Raw genomic sequence first — 18,014 nt, forward strand, 5'->3', positions numbered from 1 at the left:
TTAGCAGTTTGCTAGCAATCGTCCTATGGCAATAGTCATTGAAGAATGACCCAATTCTATTGAAGAATGACTCAATTCTTAAAAATACCAATACATATATTTTAATTATACGCATGGATACTTATTGGTTCATTCCTTGAAAAATAATACCTTTGCCAAAACCTCATTTATGAAAAAGTTTTTTAAATTTATTAAGATCACATTTTTTGCTATACTGGCCATTATTGGGCTATTATTCCTCTATTTTTTCATTTCCAATCGGATATTTATAGGAAATACCAATGCGGAAAATATAGCGTATCTCAAACTCCATAAAACGGAAATGAAGGATAGTATTGTAGATTCTCTATTCGACAATAGCTTTTATGATTCGGATATTTTTTTACTTGGGGAAATTCATGGCTACGCAGACAATCAAAAGTTGGACAAAGAGCTGCTATTCTTTTTGAACAAAAAACTCGGTGTTAAATATTACATTGCTGAGATGGATAGTACAAATGCCAATAAACTAAACAGCTTTTTATCCAAGCCCCTAAAAGATAACGCCCTACTGAAAGATGTGGTTAGCTCTATTCGCAAACGTATTCCGCAACAGTCTAGTTTAGAGTTATATCAAAAATGGGGTGAAATTTATGATTATAACCGCAACCTTGCTGATACGGCAAAAATCACTGTTATTGGCCTAGATAAAAGCTTTACAGCAGATAAGTCTGACGTATCCAGGGATTCAGCTATGCTATTAAATTTGGAAAATTATATGAAAGAACACCATATTAAAGGTAAAAAACTATATGGGCTATTTGGTTTCTTTCATGTTTTACAAAAAGGAAAGGATGCAACCAACGATCCTTTTGCTGCACGCCTGAAAAATAAAGGATATAAGGTATCTAGCTTTGTTAGTTATACCATTGCTAGTGAAATGTATCTCCCAAAGAATCCTCAATTTCCAACCCCTGCAGATGAAAAAGTAGATTGGGTAAATGCAGATGGCCCACTTATGCTCGTGAAAGGCATTCAGGATCTAAAAGAATTAAGTCGACCAAATAGTATATCATTGTTTAAACTCAATGCTGCACATTCACCCTATGCTACTTCCCAAAATTTAATAACTGTAAAATCACGGCTTTTTGGCGAGAATATCATACCCGCTGAGAAGACTCATACAACTGATTTTTTTCAATATGTATTTTTGTTGCGAAATTCAAAGGCCTTAACAAAACTTGATTAGGACAGCAAGCATTTCATCGAAAAATCGGGTAAACAGGCCGTCTGTAGATCATGTGATCAAAGAGACAAGTATCCTAATGAAAAATATTCCATTCATAAACAGGATGATCCGTATTTAAAAGAAGGAATCTAGCTTATCGACTTGCAAGATATCACTTTGGTTTATATATTTGCGACATCATAAGAAATCCTAATGCGGAAGTGGCGTAATTGGTAGCCGCACCAGACTTAGGATCTGGCGCCGCAAGGCGTGGGGGTTCGAGTCCCTTCTTCCGCACAAAAAAACTCCCGAGCTCATAAGTTCGGGAGTTTCTTTTAGAAATTAGTTCTTAACTACACGATTTAAACCGACCAGTCAAATGGTTTTGTACAAGGATCACATTCAAATTTTAAAACCTTGCCTAGACTTTTGGCTTTTTTCCCTTTTTTCACAAATACATACGCTAAATCTACATATTCTTCCACTTCCACTCCGCTTTCGTCTCTACCTTTTACGATAACAGAATAATATTTCCCGTCAGGATATTGCTTGTAAAATACTTCGTTTACAGTAATCTTTTTTGGCGTTTGATTGTCGCAGCAGCTACACCACAAAATAACAATGGGCTCTTTCTTAAGATATGCTACTGCGGTTTCCGCTTGTTTTTGTGTTAGGGCCTGTAGTTGGTCGGCTTTTGAGAATAAGGCTGTGCATAGCAACAAAAGAAGAAAAACGGTCTTTTTCATACAAATAGTTTTAAGTTTAAAAGAATTCATCAGCAAAGACTATGCCTTTAGATACACGAAAAATAACAACAGCTTTCCTTAGGTATGAAATAGTCGGTTATTTCTTTGCCAATTCTGGGCAGCGTATTGGATTTACCCTAACAGAAAGACCTTACAAATTTATAAATTAACAACTTAAAAAAAACTGTTCTCAAGATACAAACGGTATCCCTAATAAATTGTGTTAGCATCTTGAGAACAAATTAATAGTTTATTTTTCCCAAACCAATGCACTTGCGCCAAGAATAGCAGCATCAGCTTCTTCCAATTCACTAAAGACAAGTTTCACTTTATTCCTAAACAAAGGAAAAAGATTTCTTTCCATATGCAGCTTCGCAGGTTTTAAGATAAAATCACCTGCTTTAATTACCCCACCAAATAGGAGAATTGCTTCAGGAGATGAAAACATCACAAAATTGGCCAAGGCTTCACCCAGCTTCTGCCCCGTATATCTAAATACTTCGATGGCAATTGCATCCCCTTTCAAGGCACATTCATGAACAGTCTTCGAATTTATAGCATCTTCTGGATACTGATTTAGCATCGACTCAGGAAACTCAGCTCTCATTTTCTTTGCCGTGATCGTTATTCCTGTCGCTGACGCATAGGCTTCTAAACTTCCTTCAGAACCTGTGCTCCAATGCTTCCTCCCTCCAGGTTTAACAATGGTATGACCTAATTCTCCAGCAAATCCGTCATGACCATAGATAAGCTTTCCGCCGGCGACGATACCGCTGCCGACACCTGTCCCTAGGGTAATCATAATAAAATCTTTCATTCCCCGCGCTGCACCAAAAAGCATTTCACCATAGGCTGCAGCATTAGCATCGTTGGTTATGGTACAGGGGATATTAAACTTTGCGGTCATTAAGTCACTGAATCGAATGACACCCTTCCAAGGAAGATTGGGCGCATGGTCTATGGTTCCAGTATAATAATTCGCATCCGGAGCACCAACGCCAATTCCATCAAAGCTATCTTTACCGCCAAAATTTTCAATTAAAGGAGATGCTTTTTCATACAACGCATCGATAAACTCCTCTACTGTCTCATAATCATCTGTTTTTATGCTTCCCTTTTCAAGTACTTCACCGCGATGATTGACCACCCCAAATTTCGTATTGGTCCCTCCGATATCTATTCCCAACGCTACGCGTCTTGATAAATCTATTAACGACATTTCTATTTCTTGTTTCTTAGTTCTAAAATTACTAAAAGATAATATTTTATGAGCAGTCGACAAAATCTTCTTGCCATTTTATATCTGTAGGGAACGCTATTTATGATCACAAGCAATCCGAACAAAGTTGGATCCATCCGGCATCGCTACTTTATTTTATCGCCTAGGCAAACCAAATTACCAAAGGCGGCATAGTTTTAGCACGTTAAGAATAGTTTAGGCCCTATATTTATATTTTTTAGCACAACAATAAATTTATGAATAAAATATTACGATTTTTTGATCTACACCAAGGTGAAGAAAAAAAGGAAGCTGTTCTGGAAAATGTTGTCAGTAATATTTCTTTTCGCGGAGCTAATGCCTGGATTCTTGCCTGCGCGATTGTAGTGGCGTCTGTTGGATTGAACGTAAATTCTACTGCCGTCATTATAGGAGCCATGCTGATATCTCCGTTAATGGGGCCAATAGTAGGAGCTGGATTTGCCTTAGGGACTTTTGACTTTCCGTTATTAAAAAAATCGCTAAAAAATCTACTGATCGCCACATTGATCAGCTTAGTCGTGTCGTTTATCTATTTTCTTTTAAGCCCCTTCAAAGAGGCACAATCTGAGTTACTAGCACGCACATCACCCAATATTTACGATGTCATGATTGCAATCTTCGGTGGTCTGGTCGGAGTCATTGCCATTACAAGAGTGGATAAGGGCAATCCAATTCCTGGAGTAGCAATTGCAACAGCCCTGATGCCTCCGCTCTGTACCGCGGGCTATGGACTCGCAATAGGCAATTTCAGCTTTTTCGCCGGCGCATTATTCCTCTATATAATAAACTGTGTTTTTATCTGCATTTCTACCTTTGTGATTGTCAAATATTTACGGTACCCCAAAACACATTATGTCGATCAACAACGGGAAAAAAGAATTACGCAAAGTATTACCATCATCACAATTATACTTGTATTGCCGAGCGTATATTTTGCCTACAATCTACTGCAAGAAAAAAAATACACAAACAAAGTAAATCAGTTCGTTCAACAGGAATTGAGCAATAAAGGTTATACGGTTATTTATGAAAAACTGGAGATGAATGGCAATCCAAAGAAATTAGAACTGGCTTTCTTATCAAAAAAATTCAGCAAAAAAGAAGTTGAGTCTCTACAACAAAGCATGGAAACATTTGGGATTACCAATACCTCGCTGGTTATTCATCAGGACAGTTTAGACCTAAAATCGAGTATTCTTAGCGAAATCGATAAGCGTACCGCTGCTGTAAGTGAAAAAGACCTTACCATAAGAGCGCTCAATAATGAACTTACCAAATACCAATTGGCCAATCCACAGCTCGATCGGGATATCTTGGTATTGTTTCCCGAGCTAAGCTCCTATAGCATTGGTATACAACAACATTACAGCAAAAAGGATAGCTTAGCCAACCTTGTCGCATTTATTTATTCTACCAAAACTCCGCTACCTCAAACACAACAGGAAAAGCTACAACAATGGCTACAAAATCATTTCCCGAAAGATAGTGTGGAAATTATATGTAAATAGACTTGAGTCAGCTCGTTCTATGCCGACGATCCGTCGGTTTAAACAAGCGTAAGCGCTATGTTCCATCAGCAAAGAACGAATAGCGAAATACTCACATCCAAATAGAGAGCTTGATCAGCAAACCATAGGATGCGAGCCGATAGTCAGGACAAATTATCTGCAGCTTTTAGTTGTTTAAGAAAAATGCAGCACAACAGCGGAAAACCGATATAATAACTAACGAGAACGAGCAAAGGCAAAATCCCCTCGGGTTTGACAGGATCTACTGCATACGTTTTTATCAGGAGCTGCAGACCGATATTTTTTTCTTTCGAAAAAAGAATCATCGTTGCAAAATTATAACCAAAATGCAAAACGATCGGATACACTATTTTACTGGTTTTAATATAAATCCGCGCGAATAAATACCCCACTATACCGGTCGATACAAGGACTTCCAGCATCTTAAAAACCTGCCCCACGATACCGTACGAAAACCAGTGATAAATGCCAAAAGCCAGCGCCGTGATCAATGCAGCTTTCCCATGACCATAGCGTCTCATTAGAATATATAATACGGCTCCCCTAAAGATCAATTCCTCAAATACTACGGCTTTTGATACATAATAAAGACTGCCAAAAAAATCAGATACCGTATAATTCGGATTTAGTTGATACGGATTTCCAACTAAATAAGCAATACTCAAATAGAGCGCAGTAACGTATATTATGGGACCAAACAGACAAAAGAGGAAAGATCCGACCTTTGAGGAAAACCCCAGAACCTGGAGGTTCCGCTTGCAAAAATAACCCAGCAAAAACTGGGAGACGACCAATTCAAGAGCAATAGCGATCATGATTTTTTTACACAAAGCTATAGCCTTAAATCATTTAATTTCACGACATTTGAATACGCCGCAAAATGTCATAAAATGACCAATAAATCCAGCAAAGAGAAAATAGCGCTTTTGATCAAAAATGCCCGTATCAGTAAAGGATATTCCCAACAGCAACTTGCTGATCTTGTCAAACTGAATCTTCGGTCTGTGCAACGCATCGAAAAAGCTGAAGTTCTACCAAGGGCTTATACCCTCAATTTAATGGCAGTGCAGCTTGATCTCGATATTGCACTATTGAAGGAAACCGAACCTGTACATGAGATCCTCGAGAAGAAAGTAGCACACCAAACAAACCCCGCGTTAAACAAAGCTCAGAAATTCATTGTGAGCATAACCGCTGGCCTACTGGGCATTTTATTAGTATCTGCTTTTCTTTCGCAATCGACGAATTTTCCGGAGACAAGTTTCGAGCTATTTTTATTGCTCGCGGCCGCTGTGTTTATCTATGGAATCATTCTTTGGTGGACCTGGCGTAGTCGTTAGCTTTTGATAATCCCTACTGTTTTAGAAGAGCTGCATCTCTTATAAAGATTTCAACCCTGCTCCGATCTTTCTCATTTAATTTGACATAGCCTTTTACAATAACAGGATTCTCTTTTAACCACACTTTATTGTTGTCGCTCAGCGTAACCTCCACCATCGGTGGAATACCATTTTGGCCACAAAACATACATTGCTGCACTGGCAAGACTGACAAAAGGAACCTATTATGGCGAAGGCCGGCCCTTAACGGTACCATATAGCCTTGCAACTCGACCCTTGTTCCATCCAGTTTCGCAAGCTTACTCGGAAAATAAGGGGTGTAAACCGTCTTGCCATTAACCTTGCTCACTTTATAGAGCATGGTGTCAAAAGTTTTCCAAACCTCATTCATCATAGGCTTATGATCGACCAAATGTTGTGATTCCGTTACCCCTTGAGAAAAGACCGGACTAGTTTTACTCCCTACGACAACGCACAAAAAGACTAGAATAAATTGCTTAAACATAACGCATTAAATATTAATCTATCAAATATAGTCAAACAACACAAAAGCAACTGTATTGCATTTACCACTTTTTTTAACTATATTTATAACACAAATAGCGCTATGAAATGGCAACTCCATTTGACACTAAACAAGAGGTAAATTCAGTACGATTTGATAAAAATTAGTTTATGAACACATCATTAAAAAAAGATGCAGCATCCAATCCGGAAGATTTAGGAGACCACCACATGATGACTTCAATGGATACTCCCCTGCGACCTGATGCATTTGATCGAACAGACGAAGAAAAAATCAGCAAGATATCTCAACTTTTTAAGGACATTATGTATGAGCTTGGCCTCGACCTTCAAGATGACAGTCTGAGCGGAACGCCCCATCGTGTAGCAAAAATGTATATCAACGAATTGTTCTATGGCCTTAACCCAGTTAACAAGCCCAAGCTGTCCACCTTCGAAAATCGCTATGGCTACAATAAGCTATTGATAGAAAAATACATACGGGTAAATTCAGCCTGTGAACATCATTTTTTACCAATTGTGGGACGGGCACATATAGGCTATATCCCCAAAGACCGCGTAATAGGGCTGTCAAAAATAAACCGTATTGTAGACTATTATGCGCATCGACCACAGGTGCAAGAACGCCTTACTTTACAGATTTACAATGAACTCAGATCTACCTTAGCAACAGATGATATCATTGTTGTGATTGATGCAGATCATCTGTGTGTTTCCGCAAGGGGTGTCAAAGATACCAGCAGCAGTACAACAACACTGGAATACAGCGGTATATTCTTATCAGAAAGTAAACGAAACGAATTTTTCAATTTATTGAAATAAGGTCTGCCTTTCCCCGACTTTCGTTCGGGAGATACCAAAAGCAGATTAAATGTATAATCATCGCAAATGAATACAGCCCATGCTCGCCCAGTAACCATTTTAACTGGCTTTTTAGGTGCAGGAAAGACGACTTTTCTAAATGCGCTAATGAAATCCTATCCGAAAAAACGCTTTGCTATCATTGAAAATGAGATAGGACAACTAAATATAGATAGCTCCTTGCTCAATGAAAATTATGAACAACTCGTAGCACTCCAAGAGGGATGTCTCTGTTGTACGCTGAACGATGAACTTTACACCGCACTCGAATCGCTCTATCAAAAAAAGGACAGCTTTGATGAGCTCGTTATTGAATGTACAGGTCTTGCTATACCCGATGCTATAACAGAACCTTTTACAAGGCATCCAATGTTTAAGAATTACTTCCCATTGAAAAAAATTATATGCTTGGTTGATGCTGCACTTATTGAAGATCAGATCAAGGAAAGGGATGAAGTATTACGGCAAATCACGGCCGCCGACGTCATTATCATCAACAAAACCGAAGCGGTACATTCAGCATATTTGAGCTATTTAAGCAACTACTTAGCACATGTAAACCCACTTGCGAAAACTCTCCAATCAACAGTAACGGAGGGGTTTCCTTTTGAAATAATCGCGGAAATAAAGTACACAAAAAAAACAGAAGCTTTTTCTTTTCTGAAGAACGTTAATCTAAGCAGTTCACTGATACTTGGCAAATCAAGTCTGGCAAAACAACATCTGAGCGATATTGCAACGCGCGTCTATACTTTTGCTGAAGAATTTAATTTCGTAAACCTATTTCTCGGTTTGAGCAAACTCGTCGGCAAGTATCCAAACAAAATTTACCGAATGAAGGGAATTGGTTATAAAAAAGATGAAAACAAAAAAATCATTATACAGACCGTCGGTTCACGTGTCGATATGGACTACGGTAACCATTGGAAAAAGGATGAAAGAAAAATGAATACACTGGTATTTATTGGAAAAGAGCTTGATAGTCTCTTCATACAAGATCTCCTGATACGTATGTTGACCATCAAAGAGAAGTAATAAACGATTTATAGAAACGATTGTCTACGTAAAAAGAGCTCTCGGATTTGTGTCCGAGAGCTCTTTCCATGACTAATTACGCTTACTTTGTATTTTATTTAATAAGCCAAATAATGTCATTTTGGGTATCTGATCCATTAAACTGACGTTGCAAAGCTTCTTTCAAGTAAGTTTCGTTGGTACTGTATTCGGTCTTAGGGTATGCCCACCGTTTCGGTATCTGGTTATTATTGGCATTCGAAGGTCCTATATCAAAAACTGGTACTCCTGTCCGGCGCTGCTCAAAAAATGCCTGTTTTCCTGAGTTTTCAAAAAATGCCACATACTTTTGTGTTAAGATCTGCTTTAACCCTTCCGCATTGTTCCCTTTGTAAGGATTTGCCTGTAAGAACAAATTGATCTTGTCTTGAGAAACTCCATAGAACAGCATCGACTGACTTATCCCCAACTGAAATCTTACCGCAGCATCTCCGCTAGCCCAACCGCGATTGATACCTTCTGCCAGAGCAAATTGGACCTCGAAGGCACCAAGTTGAATAGATGGAACCCCAGACGGCGAAGCGAGCCAATAATCGAAATTGATCATAGATAGCTGTCCATCCGCCGCTTGTTTTAGCAAGGTACTCTGTAGGTCGCCTGTTTTCCCGCCATTGTATGCGTCGAAAGGGCGCGTAGGATCAGAAGACATCGCCGAAGCCGGCAGTGCCTGAATCAACAATCTTGGATCCTGTAAAGTCTTTAAAATATTCAGGTAGGTTGCTCCCAATGTGTTTCGCACATCCTTTTTTATAATCACACCGTCTGTTGGCCACAGCGGATAGGTGTTAATATTATTGTAAAGGAGTTGAAAATTATCCCGATTTTCAAGAATCAGCGGGTATTTGGTTGGATTCGCTAAAACTTCAGCAAAGCGTTCCTTCACCCGCAATGCGGGACTATCATCGGCACGTTTGCTGAGGCTAATTAAAACACGTAGCTTAAATGAATTGACCAGTTTCTGCCACTGCTCAGGCTTGCCATTGTAAAAGAAATCGCCATCTAATATATTGCCTTTTTCTTTGAGATTTGCCAGTTCATTATTCGCCTCCTCAAGCCAGCTAAGCACTTGCTGGTATACCTCCAACTGGGTATTGTATTTGGGGGCAAAATTGCCAGCCGATTCACCCTGCAGAGCCTCTGCCAATGGAATATCACCAAACATTTCAGTCGTTCGGGCAAAGAAATAAGCCTTGAAAAATTTGGCCATGGTCATATAAGCAGCACTCAATTCAGGAGTTTTTGCAGCTTCGATTTCCATACGGTACACATCACGCAATATACCATAGGGCGTTTCAAAAGAGCCTGTAGTCCATCCATAAGGCTGCCCCGCATAATAGGCTTCATTTTGTGTCATATACTGATTATGTCGATGATCTTCACTCCATGGCGCATCATAAGAACGCATGAGTATTCCCGTAAACAAAAGTTTTGGAGCAGGATTATATACAGCCGCAGGGTCTTTTTGTAGATCCGTTATCTTTTTACAGGAACTGAAAGAGCACCCGAACAGGAGAAGAATGAGAGTGGATTTAAAGTACTTCATTTTTAAAAATTTTGACTAAGTTTTTAGAAGGTTGCGTTAAGATTTAGACCAAAGCTCTTTACTGATGGTGTCTGGTAGTCTGAGCTAGCACTGGTGAATTGGTCCAAATCCATATTTTGGGTACCTTTTCCAGTGAAATACAGCAAATTCCTACCAACGACTGAAACACTTGCACTGCGGAAGAATCTGGAATTTTTCAACAAGTTGGCAGGTACATTATAACTGAAGACGATCTCCCGTAATTTGACAAAGGTTCGGCTTTTGGCCGTAATTGGTCCCGACTGATAGTAATTAGTGGCCCAATTTTGCCACAACACAGCAATGTCATTTGGGGCAAATTCTCTTGTATCGGAGATTACCTTACCATCCTGATCTGTATTGAGCTGCCCCTTGACTATTTTTAACCCATTGGTCATGACAGTTCCTTTATAATCTTTGACATCCCTATTTTCCCAGTCCTTTAGACGATATTCATTTGCTGATTCGGGATGTGTTCCCGATCCCCACTGTTTGGCATCCTGCACATTTTTTATTAAACCGCCAAAGCGGCCATCGACAAGAAAACTAAAACTGAAATCACGGTATCGGAAACTATTGCTGATACTGGCCGTAAATTTATTATCGCTATAACCTATTCTGCTCACATAAGGATTGTAAGCTGGTAAACCGTTTGTACCCACAATTGGCATTCCTTTTTCATCACGCTGAAAATCATTCACGTAATATCCGTCCCATCGTTCACCAACACGAACATTCCCCGAACGCGTTTGATGCCCATCGATGTCATGTAGCCAGGCATGATTTGTTGATGCATTGACCATTACATTCCAGCTAAAATCTTTCTGTTGAATCAAAGTCCCATCAATACTCAGCTCGATACCTTTACGCAATAAAGTCAACCCATTGGTTTGTCTCGCTCTTACACCTGAAGTAACCGACGTAGCCAATTCGATAATCCTGGGACCTTCCAGGTTTCTAAAAAAAGCAAAATCGAAACCCAGACGGTTGTTAAATAAACGAGTTTCCAAACCTATTTCCGCCGTTTTCACACGCTCTGCCACAAGATCCGGGTTAGGTAATACATCAGTATATGTTACGCCGGTCATTGCATTGGCCCAACGTCCATAGTTACTGTATGCCGGCAAAAGTTTATAAATATCGTACTGGGCCGATTCATTGACGAAATCACTCGCAACGTTAGCATATGCCCCACGGATTTTTAATGCGGAAATAACCTTGGGCAAAGTGACCATCTGTGAAATCACAGCGCTTAGTGAAGCCGATGGGTAGAAGTAGGTGTTATTCTTTACCGGCATAGTCGAAGATTTATCAAATCGCCCCGTTAGATTTAAGAATAACATACTTTTATAGTCTACATCCATGAATCCATAAACGCTTCCAACCTGACGCAGGGCGCGATCGTTAGTAGACACCGTGGGCATGATCGAATTACTTAAGTCATAAACACCGGGCACAGTTAATCCACGATCTGTACGTGCAAACAGCGATTTGACACTGACGGTTCTTAAATTACCAAATACTGAGCCTGAGAAGCCTAGGTCCTCGGCGATACGATTTTGGTATTTTAAGGAAACTTCTGTATTATTTTCCCAAAAAGTATCATAGGTTTCCTGATAACCTCCAACACGGCTTCCACCGATATTATAATTATATAGGTTAGCAGAAATTGGAATTTTAATCGTTCTATTCCTATTCCAGGTACTAGCACTGGTACGTGCATTTAATGACAATTTATCATTAAACTTGTAATTAGCCGACACGTAACCGTAGATATCATCCTTATCATAAGTCCTCAAATTTTCATAAGCCGTCATCCAAGGATTGTCATAAATGGTGTATTCACGATTGTACTGCTGTACATTTTCTTTCCCAGGCTGCCAATAGTTGCGAAGATCATCAATATCATAATCTGCCGCTCCCCATAATGTAAGAATGTAAATAGGACTATTTGGTCCGTAAGCAATATTTGGATAATTTGGTGAATACTGCTTATTGTAGTTTATACTCGCATCGAAACGGAGCTTACTCCCAGCGTTGATGCCTCCGGTAAGATTTATATTGGTGCTTCCCAATTTCGTGTTAGGCGTAGTTCCCCGTTGAAACATCTGAGAAGCAGATAAGCGTAGATCACCATGATCATTTTTGGTCGATATAGCAATATTGTTTGTACTCAAAAGACCATTCTGAAGAAATTTCTTCAAATTATCTTTTCCTCTGGCCTCCCAAGGTAAGGGAATAAGCTGTCCTGTTTTTGGATCTATCGGGCTGTTATATTGCGGAATAAGCTGTCCTTCAAATCGGGGTCCCCAAATGTTGTAATCGTTGTCATTGATTCCACCACCACGACCATCTTTAAAAGCATATTGATAATTTGAACCAGGGCCATATTCGGTTTGAATTTTTGGTATCGCATTATACCCCGTCTGCAATTGTGTACTTGAGTTAAATTCAACCTGGAAACCCTTATCCTGTGATTTTGCTCGTTTTGTCGTTATCACAATCGCTCCATTTTGACCTCTGTTCCCATATAATGCCGCAGCATTTGCCCCTTTTAAAACAGAATAGGATTCGATATCATCCGGGCTAAGATTCCATGAGTCGGTATTAATCGGCATGCCATCGACCACAATAAGAATATTGCTCCGACCACGTAACGTGATACCCGGGTCTCCAAATAAGTTTGTACTCGGTGTAATTGTTAAGCCAGACACGCGTCCAGCTAAACCAGAAATAGCATTTGGCTCCCGAGCTTTAACTATGTCTTTGCCTTTTATTTCCTGCACTGAATAGCCAATAGCCTGCTTTTCTTTTTTTATACCAAGCGCAGTTACAACCACCTCATTGAGGGATTGTTGGTTCGGTATAAGCGAAATAACGGATGAAGGTTGATTACCAACAATGAAAACCTTGGGAAGATACCCTATGTAGCCAATTCTTAGCGTATCACCGATATGTGCGTCGATCACAAACTTACCGGAATGATCCGATGAAACAAGCTTAGCTAAATGAGAATTACGAATTGTTGCGCCATGAATAGCGCCTTGACTCAATGAATCGACCAGTCTCCCCTGGAACGATCGGGTCTGGCTAAACCCCTGTACAGCCAGCATGGCCAATGACAACGTTAGGCCAGTAACTTTAGGTGAAATTGAATAGGATAGTTTGAACATAATCGCTTACTTATAGATGAAAATGTAAGCAATATTAAACATCGTTTATTAATACTAAACTAAATTCATATTAAGTTTAGTATTTCCAATTAAGTTTAGTATTTCTTCTTGTCCTATAACATCTAGCTAAGTCAGATAGCGGAGCGTTCACCGACACATCAAAGGATGTACTTTAAAAAGTATATCCATGTTATTCGTTAGCAAACGAATAACATGCTACTTTACCCGGTTAGTTTAATAAAATGACAGATAATGATCAAATTTACTTGTTGCTGAATTAGAATTTTCCGTCATTTGTGTTAATGATTTTTTTAGCTTAAAAAAAATCACAGCTAATTATTATTGACATGGCTGATACAAATCGAATTACCCGGAGCAAATAACATAAACTATTTTATCCGTAATTTGTGCGTACTCCCAGATTGAATTATTGAAAATCATACAACATTAAAACAACAATGAAAAAATTAACACTTGCCCTAATTTTCTTGGCTGGAGTCTACACACAGCATGCGGAAGCACAGACAGCAGGTACAGGACCCGACAAAGGACTTGATCTGAGCTTAATGGACAAATCTGTACGTCCACAGGATGACTTTTACAACTACGTAAGCGGAACCTGGATGAAAACGGCTAAAATTCCTTCCGACAAACCCACTTGGGGAAGCTTCAATAAATTGGCAGAAGATACGGACAACAATTCGATGAAAATTCTTAACTCACTTTTAAAAGATAAATTTCCTGAAGGAAGCGAGGGCAAAAAAATACAGGACCTGTATGCTTCTTACATGAACTTACAGAAAAGAAATGCAGACGGTATTAAACCGATCCAGGGAAATTTAAACAGAATCGACGCGATTAAAAACCTAAAAGATCTTCAGAATTATTTAACTTCCGTAACGAAAGAAGGTGAGAATAATTTCTATGGCTGGGGGGTCTACGCTGATTTAAAAGATTCAAAAATGAACGCGGTCTACTTAGGAGATGCCTCATTAGGACTAGGAAGAGATTATTATCAAAAAGAAAATGAAAAAAATACCGAAGCCATTGCCGAATATCAAAAATATGTAGCTTCCATGTTAACAGAATTAGGCTATAAAAATGCCGATGCTGCCGCAAAAGGAATCGTTGACTACGAAAAAAGCATTGCGAAGACCTACTTGACCAATGAACAAAGCCGTGATAATACGTTACAGTACAATCCACAGACCATGGCAGAGTTAACCGCCTTGGTTAAAAATGTAAATCTACCTGAGTACCTTAAAAAAGTAGGTGTCAATACAGAAAAAGTAATCATTGGGGAATTAGGTTATTACAAGAACTTCGATAAATTGGTCAGTGCACAAAACCTTCCTGTTATTAAAGATTACTTAAAATTCCATATGATCAACGGTAGTGCCTCTTATTTAAGCGAAAAATTAGGAGACATGCGATTTGCTTTTTATGGTAAGTATTTAAGAGGTCAACAAGAACAAAGAGCGTTAAATAAAAGAGGTTTTGAACTGATCAATTCTACATTAGGCGAAGCTTTCGGAAAATTATATGTCGAAAAATATTTTCCAGCTGAGGCTAAAGCACAAATGGTCGAATTGATCGACTATTTAAAGAAAAGTTTTGCAGTCCATATCAACGATTTGAGCTGGATGTCTTCGGCTACAAAAGGAAAAGCGCTTGAAAAATTAAACAAATTCACTGTAAAAGTTGCCTATCCGGACAAATGGAAAGATTATTCCAAATTGAATATTCTATCTGAAAATAAAGGCGGGAATCTGTATGCTAACCTCCAAAATATCACCACATGGCGATATGAAAAGGATCTAGCTAAAATTGGCAAGGCTGTAGACAAATCAGAATGGGGAATGACTCCACAAACAGTAAATGCCTATTACAATCCCGTAAACAATGAGATCGTGTTTCCGGCGGCTATTCTTCAACCGCCATTTTTCAACCCGCAAGCCGACGCAGCTGTCAATTTCGGTGGTATAGGTGCCGTAATTGGCCACGAAATGAGCCACGGATTTGACGATTCAGGTGCACAATTTGATGCGGACGGAAACTTGGTAGACTGGTGGACACCAGAAGATAAGGCCAATTTTGAAAAAGCAACAAAAACACTCGCAGCTCAATACGATAAATATGAACCTGTAAAGGGCACTTTCGTTAACGGCACATTTACAAACGGCGAAAATATCGCGGATTTAGGCGGTGTAAACATTGCATACGACGCACTTCAAATGTATCTGAAAGATAAGGGAAACCCAGGTGAAATAAGTGGATACACACAAGACCAACGTTTTTTCCTAAGCTGGGCAACTGTGTGGAGAACCCTATCCAGTGAAAAATATATGGTCAACCAAGTTAAAACGGATCCACACTCTCCAGGATATTTTAGAAGTTTTGGTCCATTGATCAATGTTGATGCTTTTTACAAAGCTTTTGATGTTAAACAAGGAGACAAACTGTACAAGTCACCGGAAGAAAGAATCAAAATTTGGTAATAAGCAAAACTACAGGAGCTGTCTCAACAAAGCAGCTCCTGTAGTTTTGTTTAACCCAGTCTCTATTTCTTTTGTGAACCAACCAACCAACCAACCAACCAACCAACCAACCAACCAACCAACCAACCAACCAACCAACCAACCAACCAACCAACCAACCAACCAACCAACCAACCAACCAACCAACCAACCAACCAACCAACCAACCAACCAACCAACCAACCAACCAACCAACCAACCAACCAACCAACCAACCAACCAACCAACCAACCAACCAACCAACCAACCAACGAAGCCAAATATCGAAGCCAAATATCGAAAGCCGCACTAGTAACATTTCGTTTATAATTCACTAAATCATTTTAGTATACTTATATTCATATTCTGAAAAACCAAGAAGTATACCATGATAAAAACCAAAACCTCAATTTTTGTACTGGCACTATCGTTCTTCTGTTGGCTTAATGCTTTGGCACAACAGCCACAGCTTTCAACCCCATGGACAGCAATAGCCAAGCAAACAGAAATTCCACTCTCCGAATATCCACGTCCCCAAATGGAAAGGAATGAATGGCTATGTCTCAACGGCAAATGGGATTATATAGGTGGAAAGGATGCTCCCAATGCACTGAACCCTGCTGTCCCCATTTCCTTTGACCACAGTCGAGAAAGCATTCTTGTCCCCTATTGTCCAGAGTCCTATTTATCCGGAATCCAACGCAAACAAGAAATTAATCTGTGGTATCGTAAAAATTTCGAGCTACCTAATCATTGGAAAGGGAAAGATATTATACTCCATTTTGGTGCAGTGGATCACGATGCGACCATATTTGTAAATGGAAGAAAAGCTGGTACTCATTCAGGTGGCTACGACTCCTTCTGGATCAAAATCACTGAGTTTTTAAAGGCCGGTCCAAATAACATTGTCGTTGCAGCGCATGACAAGAACGACGGTAAGTATCCTTCGGGCAAAAATGGACCTCGAGGCGACTATACATTTTCTTCTGGCATATGGCAAACTGTGTGGATGGAACCAGTAAGCAAAAACCATATACAGGGAATCAAATTGTTGCCTCAAGTAGCAGAAAAACAACTAAAAATACAGGTCACTAGCACAGCGAAGGCAAAAGTTACGGCCATCGTTTCTTCGGAGGGAAAAGAAATTTCAAAAACGGTAATTCAGTCGGGTATGGAATTTAATATCCCGGTAGAAAATCCAAAACTTTGGTCTCCTGACTCCCCTTTTTTATACGATTTAAAATTAAGTATACATGGGAAAAAAGGAGAAATCATCGACGAGGTGAAGAGCTATTTTGGTATGCGTGATGTTAAACTTGGTAAGGTAAACGGAATTGTAAGGCCGCTATTGAATGACAAATTTGTGATGCAGCTGGGTCTCCTGGATCAGGGGTACTGGCCCGATGGTATTCTAACAGCACCTACGGAAGAAGCGCTCAAATATGATATCGAGTTTACCAAAAAAGCTGGTTATAACCTTATTCGTAAGCATATGAAAACCGAACCCCAACGGTTCTATTATTGGGCAGATAAAATGGGACTGCTCGTGTGGCAAGATATGCCCTGCCTTTGGTATCCCGATGAAGATACTACGATTTATCGAAAAGCATTTCGTGATGAATACAAGGCCATCATTGACGACCACTACAACTCGCCATCCATTATCGCCTGGGTTCCTTTTAACGAAAATTGGGGCGCTTTCGATGTACGCAATATTACGGACTGGACCAAACAATATGACCCTTCACGTTTAGTGAACGGTAATTCGGGATTTAACAACAATCCATCTTACCAAAAAGCTTATGGTGATCCCGGAAATGGAGATTTTGTCGACACCCATATCTATGTTGGCCCCACAGGTGCCTCAGAACCTGATTCGAAACGGGCAGCTTCCCTTGGAGAGTTTGGTGGCGTAGGCTTATTTGTCCGCGGTCACATGTGGCCTGTCGAAAACAATGCCTATGCCTACGAACCCACTATAGAGGCACTCACAGACCGTTATATATTCCTAATGGATAATGTCGAACAATTGCTCAGATACAAAGGACTGAGTGTTGCTATTTATACGCAAACTACCGACGTGGAACACGAAGTCAATGGACTATTGACGTACGACCGTAAAATACAAAAAATGGTTCTTGAAAGAATAAAAACCGTCAACCAAGCCGTTATTAAAGCTGGCAGCGAATTGAATTAGCAGATAAAAATGCGCCTTATTTCG

The 18,014-nt window shown here is 39.6% G+C and carries 14 protein-coding genes and 1 tRNA gene; 8 read left to right on the forward strand and 7 right to left on the reverse strand.

Features of this window, described 5'->3' with window-relative positions:
* The first annotated feature begins 169 nt into the window (after positions 1-169).
* Together ACLCDV_RS19615 and ACLCDV_RS19620 are read left to right on the forward strand one after the other, a co-directional pair.
* The gene (locus ACLCDV_RS19615) at positions 170-1,228 is read left to right on the forward strand and encodes a hypothetical protein (protein WP_411972032.1); all 1,059 of its coding nucleotides are present in this window, start codon (positions 170-172) and stop codon (positions 1,226-1,228) included.
* 194 nt (positions 1,229-1,422) lie between these two features.
* Positions 1,423-1,504, forward strand: a tRNA-Leu gene (locus ACLCDV_RS19620).
* 65 nt (positions 1,505-1,569) lie between these two features.
* Here the strand turns inward: ACLCDV_RS19620 and ACLCDV_RS19625 are convergent.
* Both ACLCDV_RS19625 and ACLCDV_RS19630 read right to left on the reverse strand, forming a co-directional pair.
* Entirely contained in the window at positions 1,570-1,953 is a 384-nt protein-coding gene (locus ACLCDV_RS19625; RefSeq protein WP_075993777.1) for a hypothetical protein, read from the reverse strand.
* Positions 1,954-2,203: 250 nt separating this feature from the next.
* Entirely contained in the window at positions 2,204-3,172 is a 969-nt protein-coding gene (locus ACLCDV_RS19630; protein ID WP_088162509.1) for an ROK family protein, read from the reverse strand.
* Positions 3,173-3,429: 257 nt separating this feature from the next.
* Between ACLCDV_RS19630 and ACLCDV_RS19635 the strand changes: the two genes are divergently transcribed.
* Positions 3,430-4,722 carry a TIGR00341 family protein gene (locus ACLCDV_RS19635; protein ID WP_411972033.1) on the forward strand — a complete coding sequence of 431 codons (1,293 nt, stop codon included), beginning with the start codon at positions 3,430-3,432 and terminating at the stop codon, positions 4,720-4,722.
* Positions 4,723-4,865: 143 nt separating this feature from the next.
* Here the strand turns inward: ACLCDV_RS19635 and ACLCDV_RS19640 are convergent, their stop codons facing one another.
* Positions 4,866-5,558, reverse strand: a complete 693-nt coding sequence (locus tag ACLCDV_RS19640) for a CPBP family intramembrane glutamic endopeptidase (RefSeq protein WP_317664674.1) — start codon at positions 5,556-5,558, stop codon at positions 4,866-4,868.
* Positions 5,559-5,633: 75 nt separating this feature from the next.
* Here ACLCDV_RS19640 and ACLCDV_RS19645 point away from each other — a divergent pair, with 75 nt between their 5' ends.
* Positions 5,634-6,083, forward strand: a complete 450-nt coding sequence (locus ACLCDV_RS19645; RefSeq protein WP_201669416.1) for a helix-turn-helix domain-containing protein — start codon at positions 5,634-5,636, stop codon at positions 6,081-6,083.
* Positions 6,084-6,096: 13 nt separating this feature from the next.
* Here the strand turns inward: ACLCDV_RS19645 and ACLCDV_RS19650 are convergent, their stop codons facing one another.
* Complete coding sequence (locus ACLCDV_RS19650; RefSeq protein WP_411972034.1) at positions 6,097-6,588, reverse strand: hypothetical protein; 492 nt, start codon at positions 6,586-6,588, stop codon at positions 6,097-6,099.
* Between the two features lie 170 nt (positions 6,589-6,758).
* On the opposite strand from ACLCDV_RS19650, the gene folE reads away from it, so the two are divergent.
* Both folE and ACLCDV_RS19660 read left to right on the forward strand, forming a co-directional pair.
* A complete protein-coding gene (gene folE / locus ACLCDV_RS19655) occupies positions 6,759-7,430 on the forward strand; it encodes a GTP cyclohydrolase I FolE (protein ID WP_411972035.1) in 672 nt (223 codons plus the stop codon).
* Between the two features lie 66 nt (positions 7,431-7,496).
* A complete protein-coding gene (locus tag ACLCDV_RS19660) occupies positions 7,497-8,504 on the forward strand; it encodes a GTP-binding protein (protein ID WP_317664667.1) in 1,008 nt (335 codons plus the stop codon).
* 94 nt (positions 8,505-8,598) lie between these two features.
* On the opposite strand, the gene ACLCDV_RS19665 is transcribed toward ACLCDV_RS19660, so the two are convergent.
* Together ACLCDV_RS19665 and ACLCDV_RS19670 are read right to left on the reverse strand one after the other, a co-directional pair.
* The gene (locus ACLCDV_RS19665) at positions 8,599-10,086 is read right to left on the reverse strand and encodes a SusD/RagB family nutrient-binding outer membrane lipoprotein (protein WP_411972036.1); all 1,488 of its coding nucleotides are present in this window, start codon (positions 10,084-10,086) and stop codon (positions 8,599-8,601) included.
* Positions 10,087-10,109: 23 nt separating this feature from the next.
* Positions 10,110-13,277, reverse strand: coding sequence for a SusC/RagA family TonB-linked outer membrane protein (locus ACLCDV_RS19670; protein ID WP_411972037.1), 3,168 nt, complete (start codon positions 13,275-13,277; stop codon positions 10,110-10,112).
* Between the two features lie 458 nt (positions 13,278-13,735).
* On the opposite strand from ACLCDV_RS19670, the gene ACLCDV_RS19675 reads away from it, so the two are divergent.
* On the forward strand, positions 13,736-15,775 hold the full coding sequence (locus tag ACLCDV_RS19675; protein WP_112375862.1) for a M13 family metallopeptidase: 2,040 nt from the start codon (positions 13,736-13,738) through the stop codon (positions 15,773-15,775).
* Between the two features lie 9 nt (positions 15,776-15,784).
* On the opposite strand, the gene ACLCDV_RS19680 is transcribed toward ACLCDV_RS19675, so the two are convergent.
* Positions 15,785-16,087 carry a hypothetical protein gene (locus tag ACLCDV_RS19680; protein ID WP_411972038.1) on the reverse strand — a complete coding sequence of 101 codons (303 nt, stop codon included), beginning with the start codon at positions 16,085-16,087 and terminating at the stop codon, positions 15,785-15,787.
* A gap of 94 nt (positions 16,088-16,181) precedes the next feature.
* Here ACLCDV_RS19680 and ACLCDV_RS19685 point away from each other — a divergent pair, with 94 nt between their 5' ends.
* On the forward strand, positions 16,182-17,990 hold the full coding sequence (locus tag ACLCDV_RS19685) for a glycoside hydrolase family 2 protein (RefSeq protein WP_411972039.1): 1,809 nt from the start codon (positions 16,182-16,184) through the stop codon (positions 17,988-17,990).
* Positions 17,991-18,014 lie beyond the last annotated feature (24 nt).

This window comes from Sphingobacterium sp. Lzh-3 (assembly GCF_046764375.1).
Lineage (GTDB): Bacteria > Bacteroidota > Bacteroidia > Sphingobacteriales > Sphingobacteriaceae > Sphingobacterium.